11 protein-coding genes are annotated in these 16,406 nt (G+C 42.5%); 9 read left to right on the plus strand and 2 right to left on the minus strand.

Annotated elements, in window-relative coordinates; genetic code table 11:
* The first annotated feature begins 204 nt into the window (after positions 1 to 204).
* The 7 genes from DBR43_RS27925 to DBR43_RS27955 all read left to right on the plus strand — a co-directional run bounded on the left by DBR43_RS27925 (position 205) and on the right by DBR43_RS27955 (position 12,050).
* Entirely contained in the window at positions 205 to 783 is a 579-nt protein-coding gene (locus DBR43_RS27925) for an RNA polymerase sigma factor (RefSeq protein ID WP_233603245.1), read from the plus strand.
* 69 nt (positions 784 to 852) lie between these two features.
* Positions 853 to 1,935 (plus strand): FecR family protein, encoded by a 1,083-nt coding sequence (locus DBR43_RS27930; RefSeq protein WP_124586622.1) that lies wholly within the window; start codon positions 853 to 855, stop codon positions 1,933 to 1,935.
* Between the two features lie 199 nt (positions 1,936 to 2,134).
* The gene (locus DBR43_RS27935; protein ID WP_158622615.1) at positions 2,135 to 5,434 is read left to right on the plus strand and encodes a TonB-dependent receptor; all 3,300 of its coding nucleotides are present in this window, start codon (positions 2,135 to 2,137) and stop codon (positions 5,432 to 5,434) included.
* A gap of 100 nt (positions 5,435 to 5,534) precedes the next feature.
* Positions 5,535 to 7,424: a RagB/SusD family nutrient uptake outer membrane protein gene (locus tag DBR43_RS27940; protein WP_124586624.1), complete on the plus strand. Its 1,890-nt coding sequence runs from the start codon at positions 5,535 to 5,537 to the stop codon at positions 7,422 to 7,424.
* Between the two features lie 18 nt (positions 7,425 to 7,442).
* The gene (locus DBR43_RS27945) at positions 7,443 to 7,922 is read left to right on the plus strand and encodes a DUF5018-related domain-containing protein (RefSeq protein ID WP_124586625.1); all 480 of its coding nucleotides are present in this window, start codon (positions 7,443 to 7,445) and stop codon (positions 7,920 to 7,922) included.
* 77 nt (positions 7,923 to 7,999) lie between these two features.
* The gene (locus DBR43_RS27950; RefSeq protein ID WP_124586626.1) at positions 8,000 to 10,255 is read left to right on the plus strand and encodes a beta-galactosidase; all 2,256 of its coding nucleotides are present in this window, start codon (positions 8,000 to 8,002) and stop codon (positions 10,253 to 10,255) included.
* Positions 10,256 to 10,259: 4 nt separating this feature from the next.
* Positions 10,260 to 12,050: a right-handed parallel beta-helix repeat-containing protein gene (locus DBR43_RS27955; protein WP_124586627.1), complete on the plus strand. Its 1,791-nt coding sequence runs from the start codon at positions 10,260 to 10,262 to the stop codon at positions 12,048 to 12,050.
* A gap of 47 nt (positions 12,051 to 12,097) precedes the next feature.
* On the opposite strand, the gene DBR43_RS27960 is transcribed toward DBR43_RS27955, so the two are convergent.
* Entirely contained in the window at positions 12,098 to 12,964 is an 867-nt protein-coding gene (locus tag DBR43_RS27960; RefSeq protein WP_124586628.1) for a DUF808 domain-containing protein, read from the minus strand.
* A gap of 258 nt (positions 12,965 to 13,222) precedes the next feature.
* Here DBR43_RS27960 and DBR43_RS27965 point away from each other — a divergent pair, with 258 nt between their 5' ends.
* Both DBR43_RS27965 and DBR43_RS27970 read left to right on the plus strand, forming a co-directional pair.
* Positions 13,223 to 14,143 carry a metallophosphoesterase family protein gene (locus DBR43_RS27965; protein ID WP_124586629.1) on the plus strand — a complete coding sequence of 307 codons (921 nt, stop codon included), beginning with the start codon at positions 13,223 to 13,225 and terminating at the stop codon, positions 14,141 to 14,143.
* 155 nt (positions 14,144 to 14,298) lie between these two features.
* Positions 14,299 to 15,207 carry an alpha/beta fold hydrolase gene (locus DBR43_RS27970; RefSeq protein WP_124586630.1) on the plus strand — a complete coding sequence of 303 codons (909 nt, stop codon included), beginning with the start codon at positions 14,299 to 14,301 and terminating at the stop codon, positions 15,205 to 15,207.
* Between the two features lie 236 nt (positions 15,208 to 15,443).
* Here DBR43_RS27970 and DBR43_RS27975 read toward each other — a convergent pair whose 3' ends face one another.
* Entirely contained in the window at positions 15,444 to 16,313 is an 870-nt protein-coding gene (locus tag DBR43_RS27975; protein ID WP_124586631.1) for a YegJ family protein, read from the minus strand.
* Positions 16,314 to 16,406 lie beyond the last annotated feature (93 nt).

A 16,406-nucleotide genomic window follows, 5' to 3' on the forward strand; every position in this document is an offset into this window, starting at 1 on the left:
CAGTTTGGTCTCAGTTTGGTGGATTGTGTGTTACAATTGTGGTTAGAAACAAAGTTAGCTGCATTAACCGATGCATAAATAGATTAATTTATGATTTTAATGGATTATCCGACGGACAAGATCCGATTTTTAGCGAAAACACATTTCTTGTACAAATTTTTATATCATTGTATAACCAACCACCATAAACCCGAAGTAACAAAGATGAGCAAAAAGCAACTTTTGGAAGAGAAGATCATTTCTCTTCATAGTTTGTGGTGGGAAGCAATGCGTTTGGGTGACAAAGAAGCTTTTCTGGACATCTATAAAAGCCTTTACCGAAGTTTGGGAGGTTTTGGCCTGAGGGTATATGGCGATCCCGATGTGGTAACGGATTCCCTGAATCAGGTGTTTCTTGACATTTGGGAGAAGCATGAATTTCTACCAAGGGTGGATAATGTAGAGGCCTATCTGAGCCGCACTTTAAAAAATAAAATTCTAAAAAACATCGCCCGTCAGCAAAAAATGGACAATGCAATTGCCATGATCAGTCAGGACGACGAGCTTCTGGATATGCCATATGAAGAGTTGGTCGTTAAAATTGAATCGGATGAGCTGGTGAAAAGGCAGTTGAATATTGCCCTAAAAAAATTAACACCTCAACAGCGCAAACTGATACAGCTGCGTTTTTACGAAGGACTGAGTTATGAAAATGTAGCTGAAAATAGTGGGCTTACAGTCCGTACGGCATACAATACCATTTATTCGGCTTTAAAATCCCTTAGAGAACATCTTCGCTTATAACTGCAATTTCCTGCTGTCTTCTACTGGTTTTGAAAAAAAATAAAAAAAAACCGGTAAAAGTCAACGGTTTTGGGATCAGGTAATAAAGGAGCTTATTTAATGATCGACCAATATACCGAACCCGAAGACTTTTTAATGGATGATACCTTTAAGCAATACTGTGAAGGTAGTAATCAAAAATGTATCCTGTTCTGGGAAGCATGGCTGGCAAAGAATCCTGAAAAACGGAAAACGGCTGCAAAAGCAAAAAGATTGCATCAGATTTTAAGCGGCAATTTAAAACCAGTTCATGAACAGCTGACATTCCTCAAAAACGAGATTTCAAAAGAAACGGTCATCAGAAAGGGCAATTTCAAGTGGTATAGCATTGCAGCCTCATTTTTTATCATTATGCTGGCAGGCCTGTTTTATTTTTATTATCAAAATCCTGCTAAACCGATTATTTATACGGAAACTTATATCGCTCAAAAAGGAGAGAAAAAGAGAATCATTCTTGCAGACGGAACCTTGGTTCACCTGAATTCTGATAGTAAAATCGAGCTTGGAGAGGGTTTCAATAAGAAATCAAGGAACATCAGGCTCACAGGTGAAGCCTTTTTCGATGTGGCACGGAATGCAAACAGACCGTTCAGGGTATTGACCAGATGGTTTAAAATTACCGTTTTGGGGACTTCCTTTAATGTGAAAAGTTATGCTGCCGAAAAAAAATCCGAAGCCACATTGGTTAAAGGGGTCATCCAGCTGGAAGACAACGAGGTAAAAGGGAATTCGCTGATCATCAAACGCGGTCAGAAAATCATTTATACCCCCGCGGCTAAAGTACATGAAAGCAATCATGACCTTCCTGCAGCAGCTGTGCAGGCATTGCCGAAACTTGAAGTGGTCAACCTCAGCATTTTCGATAATAAAGTGGTAGAATCTGCCTGGGTAGACAACGACATGATTTTTTCCAATAATACATTTTTAGAAATCAAACCCCTGATTGAAAGGTGGTTTAACACCGAAATCGTATTCAATGATAAAGAGGTGGAAAAATACAGCTATACCGCAAGGTTTAAAAATGAAGATCTAAATACGGTATTGCTTAAACTACAACAGGTAAAACATTTCGATTTTAAGAAGAAAGGAGGCCGGATCATCATCTACAAATAGAATTTTTGATTGGAAAATAAAAAGGGAAAGTGCGCTAACACTTTCCCGGATAATTTTTTGATTCTCATTTGAATAAGGGTTTTACACTTCGAAATCTAAGACCCAAATATCAGCTAACCAAAAAACCAAAAGTATGAATAAAATTTACTTCACCCAAGGGTGGCCTGGCATAAGGTCGCTCTCAAAACTCATTGTCATAATGAAGATTGCATTTTTCATAGTACTAGTTACATGTTTAAATGTCTCTGCCAAGGTTTTTTCGCAAGAAAAACTCTCACTTGATGTTAAAAATATACAACTACAAAGGGCGCTTCAAATCATTGAAAGAAAAAGCTCCTATCGATTTGTTTACAGCCCCACCGAAGGACCATTTGATAAACTCGTCAGCATACAAACCAGCCGTGCGCCGATTGCAGAGGTGCTTAATGCGCTGTTTAACGGAACTTCACTGGACTTTTCCCTGGAGAACAACCTGATCACGATTGTAAAAAAAGGAAACAGGTTACCTGATTTTGTTGCCACAGGAACGGTTACAGACAGTCTTGGTATCGCTTTGCCCGGTGTTACCGTAACCGTGAAAGGGCTTAAAGGCATTGGCACCTCTACGGATGTAAATGGCAGATTCAGTCTGAAAGTTCCGGAAAATGCGATTCTTGCTTTTTCTCTTCTCGGCTTTGGGCAACTGGAAATACCTGCTGTTCAGGGTGCTGCCATGAAGGTCGTGTTGAAAACTGCGAACAATAACCTGGACGAAGTGGTGATTCAGGCATACGGTACAACAACCAAGCGTAAAACCACTTCTGCAATCAGCACCCTTGACATGAAGAGCGTGGCCTCCCTGCCTGTGCAGTCTATCAATGATGCGGTTGCAGGAAGGTTACCCGGGGTAATTGTAACCGCCAGCAACGGGGCTCCCGGTTCTAAAAGCAGCATCTCTATCCGTGGCGGAGGTACGCCTTTGTTTGTGATTGACGATGTGATTCGCTCTGCAAACGATTTTTCCAATATCAATCCAAATGACATTCAGGAATATTCCATCCTCAAAGATGCGGCAGCAACAGCACTTTACGGGGTCTCCGCGGCCAATGGCGTGGTGATTGTAACGACCAAGCGAGGTAAAGAAGGACAGACGAGCATCAATTATGCCTACAACCAGATTTTTTCCAGGCCAGCCATTTTTCCGGAGAAAATCAGCGCTTATGAACAGGCGGTAGCGCTCAACAGGCTCTATGCCGATGAAGGTAAAAGTCCCTTCAGATCGCCTGCAGATTTGGAAAAAGTACGTACCGGATCAGATCCCTTAAATTTTCCAAATACCGATTGGCAGAAATTAACGATGAAAAATTTCGCACCTGAAATGCGCCATGATTTATCACTCACCTCTGGCACAAAGCAGTTAACCTATTATGCCTCTCTTTCTCATTACGACCAGGGCACGATATTAAAGACCGATAACAATTATAACAAAAGAACCACTTTTCGGATAAATGCAACGAGCGAAATTGACAAGCTCCACCTTAAGGTAACTGGAGGGATTGATGGTTTTATAGAGAAGAATTCCATCCCCATTGCAGGTTATGGCGGTGTTTACAGCCATATCCAGAACAGGGCTGCTTCCCAGTTGGCCGTAAACGAATTTGGTCTCCCTTCCTCTCAGCCAGACAATCCGGTCAGAGAGCTGGATCCGCTTTCAGGATATAACAGGATCACCTCTAAGATTTTCAACTCCAACCTGGGCCTGGAATACAGTGCGCCTTTTCTGGAAGGTTTAAAGATCAAAGCAAACGGAGCCTATACCACTTACAATAATTTCAGAAAAATCTGGAATTACCTTGCTCCGGCCTATGCAATCGGAAGCAAAACACCCATAAATTCAGCTCCCCCATCCTTAACGAATGAACAGGGACAAGGTGCAACACTGACCTTACAAGGTTATTTAACCTATAGCAAGACATTTGGCGACCATTCCATTGACTTCACCAGTGTTTTTGAACGCCAGATTGATGACTTTTCGAGCGTTAGCGGAACACGAAAAAACTATCAGATCATATATGATCAGATTGTAGCCGGTCCAACGGTGGATGCCACTACAGGCGGCGGTGAAGGAGAGAAAAGACGCGCTGCGGTCCTTGCCCGTTTAAAATATAGCTACAAGTCAAAATACACGGTCGAAGGCTCAATCAGAAGAGATGGTGATTACCTTTTCCCTCCTGGAAATCAATGGGGAACTTTTTATGCAGCATCTGCAAACTACCTCATTTCTGAGGAAAGTTTTATGAAGCCCTTAAAGGAAAAACACATCATTGACTTCCTGAAGCTGAGGGGCTCTTATGGTCAGCTGGGTGATAAAAAAGACATCGCCAATAACAACGAGGAAATTGCGCCTTTTCAGTATGTACCTGCATATGGTTTAAACGCCAATGCCTGGGTGATTAACGGAAACCTGGTACAGGGAAGTTCAGAGCCTGGCACTTTACCCAGAAACCAGTACTCCTGGCAAACCATTGGCAGCCGGGATTTAGGTCTTGAACTCGGTACGCTGAACGACCGGTTAACCGCTGGCTTTGATTATTTCTATACCCGGAGAAAAGGTTTCGTGGCCAGTGACCCCCGCTTTTCTTCTACTTTAGGGATCGGATTGCCATTGGTTAACGTTGCCGGAGCGGCATTCCGCACAGAAGGCTATGACCTGAGTGTAAGCTGGGCAAGTACCTTCAGGAGCCTGACTTATAAAATTGGTTTTAACTTTACGCGTTCCAATACGCTTTGGGAAAAACATCCTTTTGACAGTGATGCGGCGATTAAAAATCCCTATACCAGAAGAACGAATACTGCAGGCGATTTCTTTGGTAATGGCCTGCATAGTCTTGGCTATTATACCGACAACAGTCAGCTGTTGAGTGGTGCACGTTTCGATGCGTCGAATGTAGCGGCAGGAGACCTGAGGTATTACGATGCCAATGGCGATGGCCGGATTACTGCGGATGATTACCGTCAGATTGGCGATAGTTCATTCCCCCGCACCAATTATGGGCTTACCTTTGATTTAGGCTATAAAGGTTTTTCATTTAATATGGTGGTTCAGGGTTCGGGTAACAGAGATCGCTATATCGGTAATGCCGTGCAGGGTTCTGATCTTCAAAACCAGTTTTTCTATGATTTCCAAACGGATTACTGGCGCCCGGACAATACTGATGCCCGCTTTCCAAGAGCAGTCTCGAGCACGAGTGTAAACGGAAATAACAATTTCCAGCAAACAGATGCCTGGTTGATCAAGTCCAAATACATCCGCTTAAAATATGTACAGCTGGGTTATGACTTTAAGCAAAGCCTGCTTAAAAACGCACCTTTCCAGCAACTGCGTTTATTTGTGTCGGGTACAAACCTGCTCACCTCTTCGAAAAGCCAGGATTATTTCATCGATCCGGAATCGAACACTAATAATTATGATTATCCTATTCAGCGCACTTTTGCGATAGGTTTAACTGCAGGTTTTTAATCATTTTATTTAAAGAATCATGAAGCCATCAGGATCCTGCAGAAATTACAACTGAAATAAAGATCATGATCGCTTCATCACCATTAAAAAATATACTCTGATGAAAAGAATTACAACAACCATAGGGATTTTAACTTGTTTACTGACATTGAATTCCTGCAAGAAAGTACTGGATACTTTGCCTACCGACCGGATCAGTCCGGATATTATATGGAGCAGTAAAGCGAATGCCGAAACCTTTATATTCAGTACTTATGGCATCATGTCCAGTTACCAAAGTGGTCCGGGCTCGGATACGTATACCACGAATATCCTCGCTCAGGAAGGTACCGCCAATGGCGCAAACCCGGTCTTTGGGGAAACCTTAACTAACAGAAGCGATTTTGGAACCTTTAACAACTGGGCTGCTGTTCGTCGCTGCAACGTGATCATTAAAAACGTCGGCGAATCAGCAGGGATCAGCGATGCGGATAAAAAGCCATTAATTGCCGAAGCCAAGTTCTTAAGGGCAATGTCCTATTACAATGTTGCCCGCAGCGTAGGCCGGATCGTATGGATTGACAAGGTCCTGAATGAAAATGATGAGTTTAAACTTCCTACAACTGCCAATCCTACCGAAAGCTATAACTACATCATCAAAGATCTCGAAGATGCGGTGGCTGATTTACCCACAACCAAAATATCGGGTAGAACCAATAAATATGTGGCAGCAGCCTTCTTAACCGAGGTTTGTTTACAGGCACTGGCGTATAAAAATTATCCGGCGGCTCCGAATGTGGCAGTTAATGATCCCTTGCTGGACAAGGTGATCAGTAACGCTCAGTTGGTAATCGCAGGTGGTTATGTACTGGAAACGGATTATGAAGGAATGTTCAATGAAGTTAAAAGTACCTCACCGGAAATCATTTACGCTGTTTACAGGAAAGCGATAAATACGACTGTACAGAATACCCCGATGCAAAATGCAATGCCAAACATCACAGCAGATAAAATTAATAAATTTCAGGGTTCTCCATTGTTCACAAAGTCGGTTCCCTTTGAATGCTGGCCGGAAAATTTCCCCGCACAGAATTTAACAGATGAATACCTGACGGTTGATAAGAGTGATCCGGGAAAAGCCCTTCCCTGGAACCAGACTTCGCAGTACCTGAATGCGGTAGACGAAACAGCGAACGTCATTGCCCCTTTTACGAGGTTGGGCTTTCCTCATGATAAGGTGGCCAAACTGAACGATGAAAATCTGCTGAAAATGGGAAGGATCAAAGCCGGAAGTGCTGAAACTTTCTGGACCTTAACCAATGAAAACCGTGATGCCAGATGGAAAGCATCCATCATCAGTGATTCGACCCGTTTCTATGGGGAATTGTTTACCACGGGCTTAAGAGGGAACGCAGGACGATTCCTGGGCGTTATTAACGGAGGCGATTATGCCTTTACGTTGAGCAATATGTACTGGCGCAAAGGGATATATACCAATGTTTCTCCTTCCTATTTAAACAGCGTAAGCACCGACTATCACTTCGTTTGCATGCGCTTAGGCAGGGTTTACTTAAATCTGGCCGAGGCATATCTGCTAAAAGGCGACCTGGCTAACGCCCTGACCAATTTCAATAAAACGCGTACGCTGCATGGTCAGCTGCCGGCATCCAATGCAGGGAATTTAACGGAAGCCTGGAAAGACTATAAAAGAGAACGCCGCGTAGAGCTGACCGAAGAAAATGACCACTATTACAGTCTGTTGCGCTGGGGCAGATTTGGTGGTGATGCAAACGAAGGCATTGCTCCGGGAGGAACAATCCCGGAATTAACAGAGCCAATCAGGGTGATGGACATCTCTAAAGACCGCAAATCTTTTTCTATAGTTACCGGGCCTTTCAGAAACATTTACAATGACCGTAAATTTCAACCCGGAAGAAGGTACCTCTTCCCTATTCCTCAAGGCTTTATAGACAACAACTCACAATTTGCGCCTCAAAACCCCAACTGGTAAAACTTAAAATACCTGATCATGAAAAGAAAAAATAAATACATATCAACGCTGCTGATGTTACTAGTGGTAAGCTTAACCACATCCTGTTTAAAAAAGAACCTGGATGATTATCCTTTGTTTGATGCTGCGGAAATTACCCTGGTCAATGCAGAATACCGTTTTAACGGGAGTCAGATGATGAATGGTCAGCCTGTGGTAGCTTACCAAAAGTTAAATCTTAGTCAAACCGTCGACAATAATACTTCAACAATTAATGTGACCGTAGCTGTTCCGGCAGCAAACGGACAGTTCACGGCGGTAGAAAAAGCGAAGGTTAGTCAGAATAAATTATGGTTCTATATGAACATTTCTACTGCGGCAACTATTGCCCCAATTGGCGACACACCTAAATTGGGCGATCCAACAGATGCAACAAAGCCTTTAAAGTATACCGTTACCGCTGCCAATGGGACTACCAGAACATGGACCATTAATGTAAGTTCATTTACCAACAATTAATAGTGACCAGAAATTAACAACAGAATGGCGGACGTTTTAGTCCGCCATTCTTCAAACTATGTTTAAATATCTAAAATATGTTGAAAAGAAATCTGATGCTGCTGGTTTGCAGTCTCTTTTCGGTAACTCAGCTCTATGCCCAGGTCTATAACATAGACATTAAGGATAAAGCAGAAAAACCATTAGAAAAGATTCCTACGATGGCAGGGACAGCAAATGGAACCACATTTTCCGTCAACAACCGGTACTTTGAAAAAGATGGAAAACCCTGGTTTCCGATTATGGGCGAGATGCATTATAACCGCGTAGCTCCGCAAAATTGGGAACAGGAAATTATTAAGATGAAAAATGCAGGAATTTCAATCGTCGCTACTTATGTATTCTGGAATGAGCATGAAACAGCAAAAGGCGTATGGGATTGGAAAAATAACCGTGATTTAAGGCGGTTCATCCAGCTTTGTGCCCGGCAACAAATGCTGGTTTGGCTGCGCATTGGCCCATGGAGTCATGGTGAACAGCTTCATGGGGGATTTCCGGATTGGATCCAGCAGCTAAAAGGCCACAGGAGCAATGATCCTGATTATCTTGCTGCAGCAAAGCAATTGTTTCATCAGATTGCTGCGCAGACCAGGGGTTTATACTTTAAAGATTCAGGACCAATCATAGGAATACAGCTGGAAAACGAATACGCCTCGGGACAGGCCGAACACATTTCCGAACTCAAAAAAATGGCTGTACTTGCCAATATCAGTCCGGTTTACTGGAGCGTAACCGCAAACACCGTTTTCGACGACCGTAAAATGGAGGTGATCCCATTACAGGGCTCCTACCCTTACCGTGGCTGGGAAAAAGCAGGTGGCCGCGCCACCAAAGATTTTTTATATGGGAACGATCAATGGATCATGACCGATGCTTTGGGAAAGGTATTTTACGACGTCCAAAAGTTTCCTAAAGGCTTATGCGAGCAGGGATGCGGAAGTCAGATGACCTATAATAACAGGTTTGTAGTTGAACCTCATGTGGTTGAAGCCCATTTACAAAACCAGATCGGTCGCGGGATGAACCTGGTTGGTTACTATATGTTTCATGGCGGTACACAAACACCGGGATTAAAAGAACCTGGTCTTCCGGAAAGTTATGATTTTCAATCTCCTCTTAGCGAATTTGGTTTATTGAGACCTTCTTATAGAAGCCTTAAAATCCTTCATTCTTTTGTTAATGATTTCGGATCAGATTTGGCTGAAATGCAGGTTTTTGAGCCGGAAAATCCGGTTCGGAATGAACTGGATACGAACAATCTAAGGTATATTGCCCGAGCAAAGGGCAATAGCGGTTTTCTGTTTCTGGGAAACACTCAGGTACGGGTAAATATGCCGGACAAAACAGTAACGATGCGCGTGAACCTGCCAGCTGAGCAGATTAGTTTTCCTTCGTTAACGCTTAAAGGCCAAACCACGGCTATACTCCCATTTAATTTAAAGGTTGGCGGGTTGCTGATCAAATATGTAACCGCACAACCTTTTGCACGCCTGGTGAATGGCAAACACATCAGCTTATTTTTTCAGGAACTACCAGGTGTACAACCTCAGCTGGCCATCGATGCAAAAACCATCCCCCTTAAGAAAATCAGGGGTTGGAAGACCATTGCATTGAAAAATCAGCTGCTGCTAAAATCTGAAGGTCAAAAGGACCTCAGTTTTTCAGATAAGGAAGGGAATACCTTTACCCTGATTTTTTTAAGCAGGACACAGGCTGAGAATGCCTGGCGGATCAAACTAAAAGGACAGGCAGCTTTGATGATTACTTCGGCGGATGTTTTGGCGGAAAACAACAAAATAACATTGCAGGAAATCAACAACAAACAATTCAAATGGCAGGTATATCCTAAGTCCTTAAAGGCCTTCAGCAGGTACGCTGCCATACCTGAAAAAGAAAACGTTTTGTTTGATACTTATCTGCTAAAAACGGCCCCATATGTCCCTGAAGTCGGGATTACCTATCCAAAAGCAAAAAATGCGCTGATCACTTTGCCTTTGTCTTTTCCGGAAAATGTATCAAATGTGATCTTAAAAATAGATTATCTTGGAGGCAGCTGCCAGTTGTTTCAAAAAGGAAAATTGATCACCGATGATTTGTTTAATGGTACCGTCTGGCAGATTGGATTAGCTGATATCCTGAAAAATGGGGCGCTTAACCTGAATATTGGAAATGCGGACGATAAGGTTAGCGGCCTGCCTGTTGATCTGCTGCATGAAATGAAAATAAAAGGATCCGTATTTAAAGAAATAAAGGCATTACCTCAATATCAGGTAACATTACCCCTAAACAATTAATGACATGAAGAACTACTTTTTAGGCCTGATATTGTGCATCAGTATTAGTTTAAAAGCCCAGACAATTGAGGTGACCAGGTATGGTGCCATACCCGATAGTTTTGCTGATGCGACTGAAAGTGTGAAAAAGGCAATTGAAGCGGGCAAGGGACAAGCGCAGACCATTTTAAATTTTCCCAAAGGAAGGTATGATTTCTGGCCAGACAATGCGACTGAAACACAGTATTACATTACCAATACTTCTTCAGAAACGGAATTCCCGGTAAAAAAACAGCGGGTTGGATTGTACCTCAAAGGATTGAAAAACCTAACCATTGAAGGAAATGGATCGGTATTTATTTTCCATGGAAAGATGATCAGCTGGGTCCTGGACGATTGTACACAGATCAGCATCCGGAACTTATCGATCAATTATGAGCGCCCCGGCATGTCTGAAATGCGTTTAAAGGAAGTATCAGACCAGACTGTCGTAGCCGACATTCATCCGGATTCAAAATTTGCGATTTCCGATGGACACCTGGAATGGTACGGAGAAAAATGGATCGCCAAAAATCACCATGCTGTATTGGTACGTCCTGAAAAAGGAATGCTCCTGTACAGCAACTGGGATCCGTTTTTGAAAAGCAAAGCCGAAAAGATTGGGCCACTCCAGGTTAAATTTACCGGTGATTTCTCCAAATTTAAGGGGAAGGCGGGCGAAGTGCTGACCGTAAGGGACCGGTACCGGGATTATGTAGGTGCTTTCATCAACCGGTCGAAGAACATTCGCCTGAACAACCTGCATATGAATTCCATGCATGGCCTCGGCATTGTTTCGCAGTTTTCTGAAAATCTGGATTACGACAGTGTTTTTGTGGAGCCTGAAAAAGGAAGCGGCCGGGTGATTGCCTCATCGGCAGATGGAATGCATTTTTCAGGTTGTAAAGGACAGATTACCATCAACAATTGCAGGTTTAATGGTTTACATGATGATCCGGTAAATGTTCATGGAACGCATCTGAAAATAACGGAAATCATATCTCCAACGACTTTGAAACTGAGGTTTATGCACCATCAGACCTATGGTTTTGAGGCTTTTATCCCCGGAGATTCGGTGGCTTATCTGCACACCGCTTCCCTGCAGATTTTTGAACAGGGCATCATTAAATCCGCAAAGTTGATTTCCGAAAGGGAAATGCTGGTAGAAATGCAAAAGCCATTTTCCGGAGCGCTTAAAGTTGGTGATGCTTTGGAGAATGTAACCTGGACGCCATCTGTTACCATTAAAAATTCCCGGTTCGAAAGCACCATATCCAGAGGAAATTTAATCACCACGCGCAGAAAGGTAGTCATCGAAAACAATGTGTACTACCGGACCGGGATGCATGCCATCCTGATTGAAAATGATGCTTCCGGCTGGTATGAATCAGGCCCGGTAACGGACCTGACCATTCGCAATAATCAGTTTATAGAATGTGGCTTTAATTCTTCTCCGGATAACTATGTTATCAGCATCAACCCGCAAAACCGGGAAATGGTACCTGGTTATTATGTGCATAAGAACATCAATATCACGCAGAATACATTTAAGGTCTATGACGCGCCATTGTTGACAGCAAGAAGTACCAAAGGATTAGTTTTCGCGAATAACAAAATAGAAAAATCTGATTTTCTACCCGGGGATACCACAAAACCGGCCTTCAATTTTACAGGCTGTACCCAGGTAAAAGTAACCGGTAATCATTTCTATAAGGATGCACCAGAGCTGATTAAAACAAACGGCATGAGCAGCAGGGATATCGTTCAGAAGAAATAATGCAGCGAAACGGAGCTAATAAAACCTCCGTTTCACTAAAAAGCTGTTTATCGCTTAATTAATGAGATGATCTTTTTGATCCCCATTGTCAAGACAACAATAATTAATCCGGCTACCAGTCCAATCAGGGTTTCCTTAATGATCGAAGGCATTTCCGGGAATAAATGGTGTAAAAATTCAATGTTATGGACAAAGATTCCACCGGAAACCAGGATCAGTGCAATGGTACCAACCACACTAAGAATCCGGATAATAACAGGTAGCGATTTAACGAGTAGTCGTCCCAGACTTCCCAGAAAACCTTTATCATTGGAAGTTTTGATTAATTTATGACCGGCATCATCCATTCTTACAATGAGGGCCACTATACCATAAACCCCAATTGTAGCCAGAAGTGCCACAACAGAAACGGTCAGGATCTGTAATGTCAGGCTTTTTTCCAGAACAGTCCCCAATGCGATAATTACAATCTCCACAGACAGGATAAAATCGGTCATTACCGCAGATTTGATCTTCGCTTTTTCTGCATCATTTCCATCCTGTTTAATCTCCGCAACTACTTCGTGACCTTCCTTTGAACGGTGAAACAAGTATTCAACAATCTTTTCAACGCCCTCATAGGCAAGATAAAACCCTCCCAGAACCAGGATCACCTTAATGGCGATGGGAAAGAACGCACTGAGCAGCAATGCGATCGGAACAATAATCACTTTGTTAATTAAAGAGCCTTTGGTGATTGCCCAAAGTACCGGTAATTCGCGTGAAGAAAGGAAGCCTGTCGCTTTTTCTGCATTCACCGCTAAATCATCGCCCAAAATACCGGCAGTTTTCTTTGTCGCTATTTTTGCGGTAACCGCAACATCATCCATTAAAGCAGCAATATCATCTAAAATCGCAAAAAAACCTGAAGCCATGTGTGTATTATTAATAAGGGCGCAAAATATAAATACGATTTCGAATTACAACAAAAACAGCGGTATATTTTATTAGAAATTAAACAAATCAATAAAAAAAATGAAGGTTGCTGAGCAATACGGGAACCAGATACATGGAATTATATGCTTTTAATTTCTTTTGCTTTTTATTGAATGAATGTTCAATCTATTTGTTAATTTAAGCCTAACCTAATCCTAACATGGCCATCAGAACTTAGCAAACACACAAATTAAATAATGAAACTAAACAGAAGATCTTTATTAAAAGCAGCAGGGCTCGCCACAGGTGTCGTGGTTAGCGGAGGACTGCCTGCACTGGCTTCCGGGATTGAACCGGATAACAAAAAAGGAAAGAAATTAGCACTAAAGGTGGCACACATTACCGATGTGCACATCAGAGAGGGAGACAATGCCGCAGAAAGGTTTAAAAAGTGCTTAAAGCAAATCATCGATAAGCATAAACCCGATTTCTTTTTAAACGGTGGGGATTCCATTAACGATGCTTCCTATGACAATGTCACTTACGAACAGGTGATCAAACAATGGGGCATCTGGGATGAATGTACCACCGTACTCGATAAATATGAATTGCATAGCTGCATCGGCAACCATGATCCATGGTGGAAAGCGCCTTCAAAAGAAGATGAGATGTATGGAAAAAACTATGTAGTTAAGCGACTAAAAATTCCACATCGTTATTACAGTTTCCGCAAAAAGAACTGGCATTTTATCGTACTCGATGGGAACAACAGCAAGATTTCTCTGGATCAGGAACAGTTTGACTGGTTAAAAAAAGAGCTGGAACAGCTTCCTGCATCCACACCTACCCTGCTCATGTCGCATTATCCAATTCTGGGTACAACACAGGTGCTGGTTGGCGGTGGCCATTCTGATTGTAAGCAATTGAAAGATTTGTTTTTCAAGCACCACGATAAAGTAAGGGTTTGCTTAAGCGGGCATAACCATTTATCAGATCAAACGCGTTACAACGATGTACTATACTGCTGCAATGGTGCGATGAGCGGATTTTGGTGGGGCAAGGGCGATGCAGAATCGGCCGGTCCAGGTTACTATCTGGAAACCCCTCCGGGTTATGCAATGCTAAATTTGTATGAAGATGGAACGGTTGAAAACGAGTATTTCCCACATACTTACTAGTCCGCTATTTTAATGCAATATCCGCTGCTGTCTATCATCCATAGGAGTAGCGGATATCTCTAATTTAAATGACGTATTCGCCCCCTTATATTGTCGTTTCTGCAATGTCTTGAACTGTATCTCGCAGCGTAGGTTTGTGTATAAATATAAATCATATGAAAAAAGACTTAAGAAACAATCTGCTTTATACATTTTGTAAGCTGGTTACCATCACCTGCATTCTGGGCATCGTCACAATTGGTGACTGTCTGGCTCAAACACCGTTAAAAAAGGGTTACGCAACTCTTAAAGAGCTTCGGTTGTACTATGAGATTCATGGTCAGGGCAAGCCATTGGTACTGATACATGGCGGTCTCGGTTGTATTGAATTGTTTGATCCCATTTTGAAGAACCTTGCAGCAACAAGACAAGTAATTGCAGTAGATCTGCAGGCGCATGGCCGTACCGCCGACATCAACCGCCCGCTGAGTTATGAAGCGATGGCTGATGACATTGCGGGATTACTGGAATACCTCCACATTTCAACAGCAGATCTGATGGGATTTTCGCTGGGTGGTGGCGTAGTACAACAAGTTGCTATTCGCCATCCACAGATGGTTATTAAACTGGTGGTTCTTTCTGCCCCCTATAAACACGCGGGTTGGTATCCGGAAATTCAGCAAGGTCAGGCACAAATGGCGCAGGCTGCTGAAGCATTGAAATCAACCCCACTCTATGGCCTTTATACATCTCTCGCGCCGAGGAAGGAAGACTGGCCTGTACTCTGTACTAAATTGGCCGATTTTTTAAAGAAAGATTACGATTGGAGTAAGGAGGTTGCAGCAATCAGGAAACCTGTTCTATTGATTGCGGGTGATGCAGATGCAGTTCCTCCCTCTCATCTGACAGAATTCTTTGGTTTACTTGGAGGTGGTAAAAAAGACGGAGGATGGGATGGCGCTGGTGTGCCTGTTTCCTCATTGGCTATTCTTCCTCGGGCGACTCATTATAATGTCATCAGCTCAGCTACACTGGTACCTGTAGTCACCGCATTTTTGGATAAACAGGCCGGACAAAGAAGATAGATACCCTATGAAACTTTTGTTAAGATGAAAAGAATGTCTACCTTCATCAGATATTTCAAAATATAAACATTAAAGCATATGGCAACGTTATTTTCTTTACTTACTCTTGTGGTTATTATTATGGCTTCTGCCTTTTATCTTTCTTTCATCAAAAAGACAAAAGAGACAAAAGGTCATCACTAAAATATTCTTTTATGCTTCTTTCTGATCAATTGAAATGACCGGAAAGAAGCATTTTAACTTGCTACCCCCAGAACTCTCCATCCCTGGGCAGTTTTATAGGTCTGTAATTTCTGTACAGATATTCCTCCATCCGGATAAGTGCAGACTTCCGTAATGATCCAGTAGTTTTCATTTATCTTATCGCGCTGCGTAAAAGCCCTGTTGATATTTTTAAAGTCAGGCATCCCTTCTTTTTCAATATAGCTGACAAAAGAAAGGGCCAACGCTTCGGAAGTACTCAGAATCATTTCCTCCTCTATTGGAAAATCAAATGTGGAAAGCATGAGCTTTGCTTCCTGATAAAAGTCTTTGCAGGAGAGCGCTTTGTCGATGTCTTTTTGCTGGTAGGCCTCCTCCAGCGCCAATATTGCTCCTTCCGGCGTATCAAAGTCGGGCTTAAAATAATCACTGCCTGCATCTACTACAAGGCCGATAGATTCATCAAATGCCTGTCTCTCCGTTTCGGGCAGACCTTCCCGGATGGCCCTGATGGTATACCCACCAACTAAACGGCCTTTTTCAACGATCATCCAATCGGAAATCAAAGACCTCATCACGCCTATTTTCTGCCCGAGTTTAACTGTTTTCACCTGAACAGGTTCATTGCCCACCTCTCCAAACAGGTTTCCTTCTTCGTCAAAATCAGGAGCGGTCAGCCAGATATGTTCCACCTTTCCTGAGTCTTCAATCAGCACTTTAATGGAAAAATACTCTTGTCCGGCAACCGGACTTTTCAGGCTGTTTTCAAAATACCATAAAGTAAGCCCTGCTTTTTCGATGGCCCATTTCATGCGCTCATCTTCATTTGGTATATAGACCAAATCAGGTTCGGACTCCCTTTCTACAACTTTGTTTTTTCCAAAAAAACGTGATAATAAACTCATGATTGCGTAATTTGTGATTTTTTAAATATAATAATTCTTCTATATTTAAAAAAGGCTCTCCTCCTGCTTATTAATGTTCAAATGCCAATAATT

This window comes from Pedobacter sp. KBW06, from assembly GCF_003852525.1.
Taxonomy (GTDB): Bacteria; Bacteroidota; Bacteroidia; order Sphingobacteriales; family Sphingobacteriaceae; genus Pedobacter.

Bases quoted from the DNA above. Each gene is read 5' to 3' on its own strand.
- DBR43_RS27925 (WP_233603245.1), top strand. From the start codon at position 205: ATGAGCAAAAAGCAACTTTTGGAAGAGAAGATCATTTCTCTTCATAGT.
- DBR43_RS27935 (WP_158622615.1), top strand. From the start codon at position 2,135: ATGAAGATTGCATTTTTCATAGTACTAGTTACATGTTTAAATGTCTCT.
- DBR43_RS27940 (WP_124586624.1), top strand. From the start codon at position 5,535: ATGAAAAGAATTACAACAACCATAGGGATTTTAACTTGTTTACTGACA.
- DBR43_RS27945 (WP_124586625.1), top strand. From the start codon at position 7,443: ATGAAAAGAAAAAATAAATACATATCAACGCTGCTGATGTTACTAGTG.
- DBR43_RS27950 (WP_124586626.1), top strand. From the start codon at position 8,000: ATGTTGAAAAGAAATCTGATGCTGCTGGTTTGCAGTCTCTTTTCGGTA.
- DBR43_RS27955 (WP_124586627.1), top strand. From the start codon at position 10,260: ATGAAGAACTACTTTTTAGGCCTGATATTGTGCATCAGTATTAGTTTA.
- DBR43_RS27960 (WP_124586628.1), bottom strand. From the start codon at position 12,964: ATGGCTTCAGGTTTTTTTGCGATTTTAGATGATATTGCTGCTTTAATG.
- DBR43_RS27965 (WP_124586629.1), top strand. From the start codon at position 13,223: ATGAAACTAAACAGAAGATCTTTATTAAAAGCAGCAGGGCTCGCCACA.
- DBR43_RS27970 (WP_124586630.1), top strand. From the start codon at position 14,299: ATGAAAAAAGACTTAAGAAACAATCTGCTTTATACATTTTGTAAGCTG.
- DBR43_RS27975 (WP_124586631.1), bottom strand. From the start codon at position 16,313: ATGAGTTTATTATCACGTTTTTTTGGAAAAAACAAAGTTGTAGAAAGG.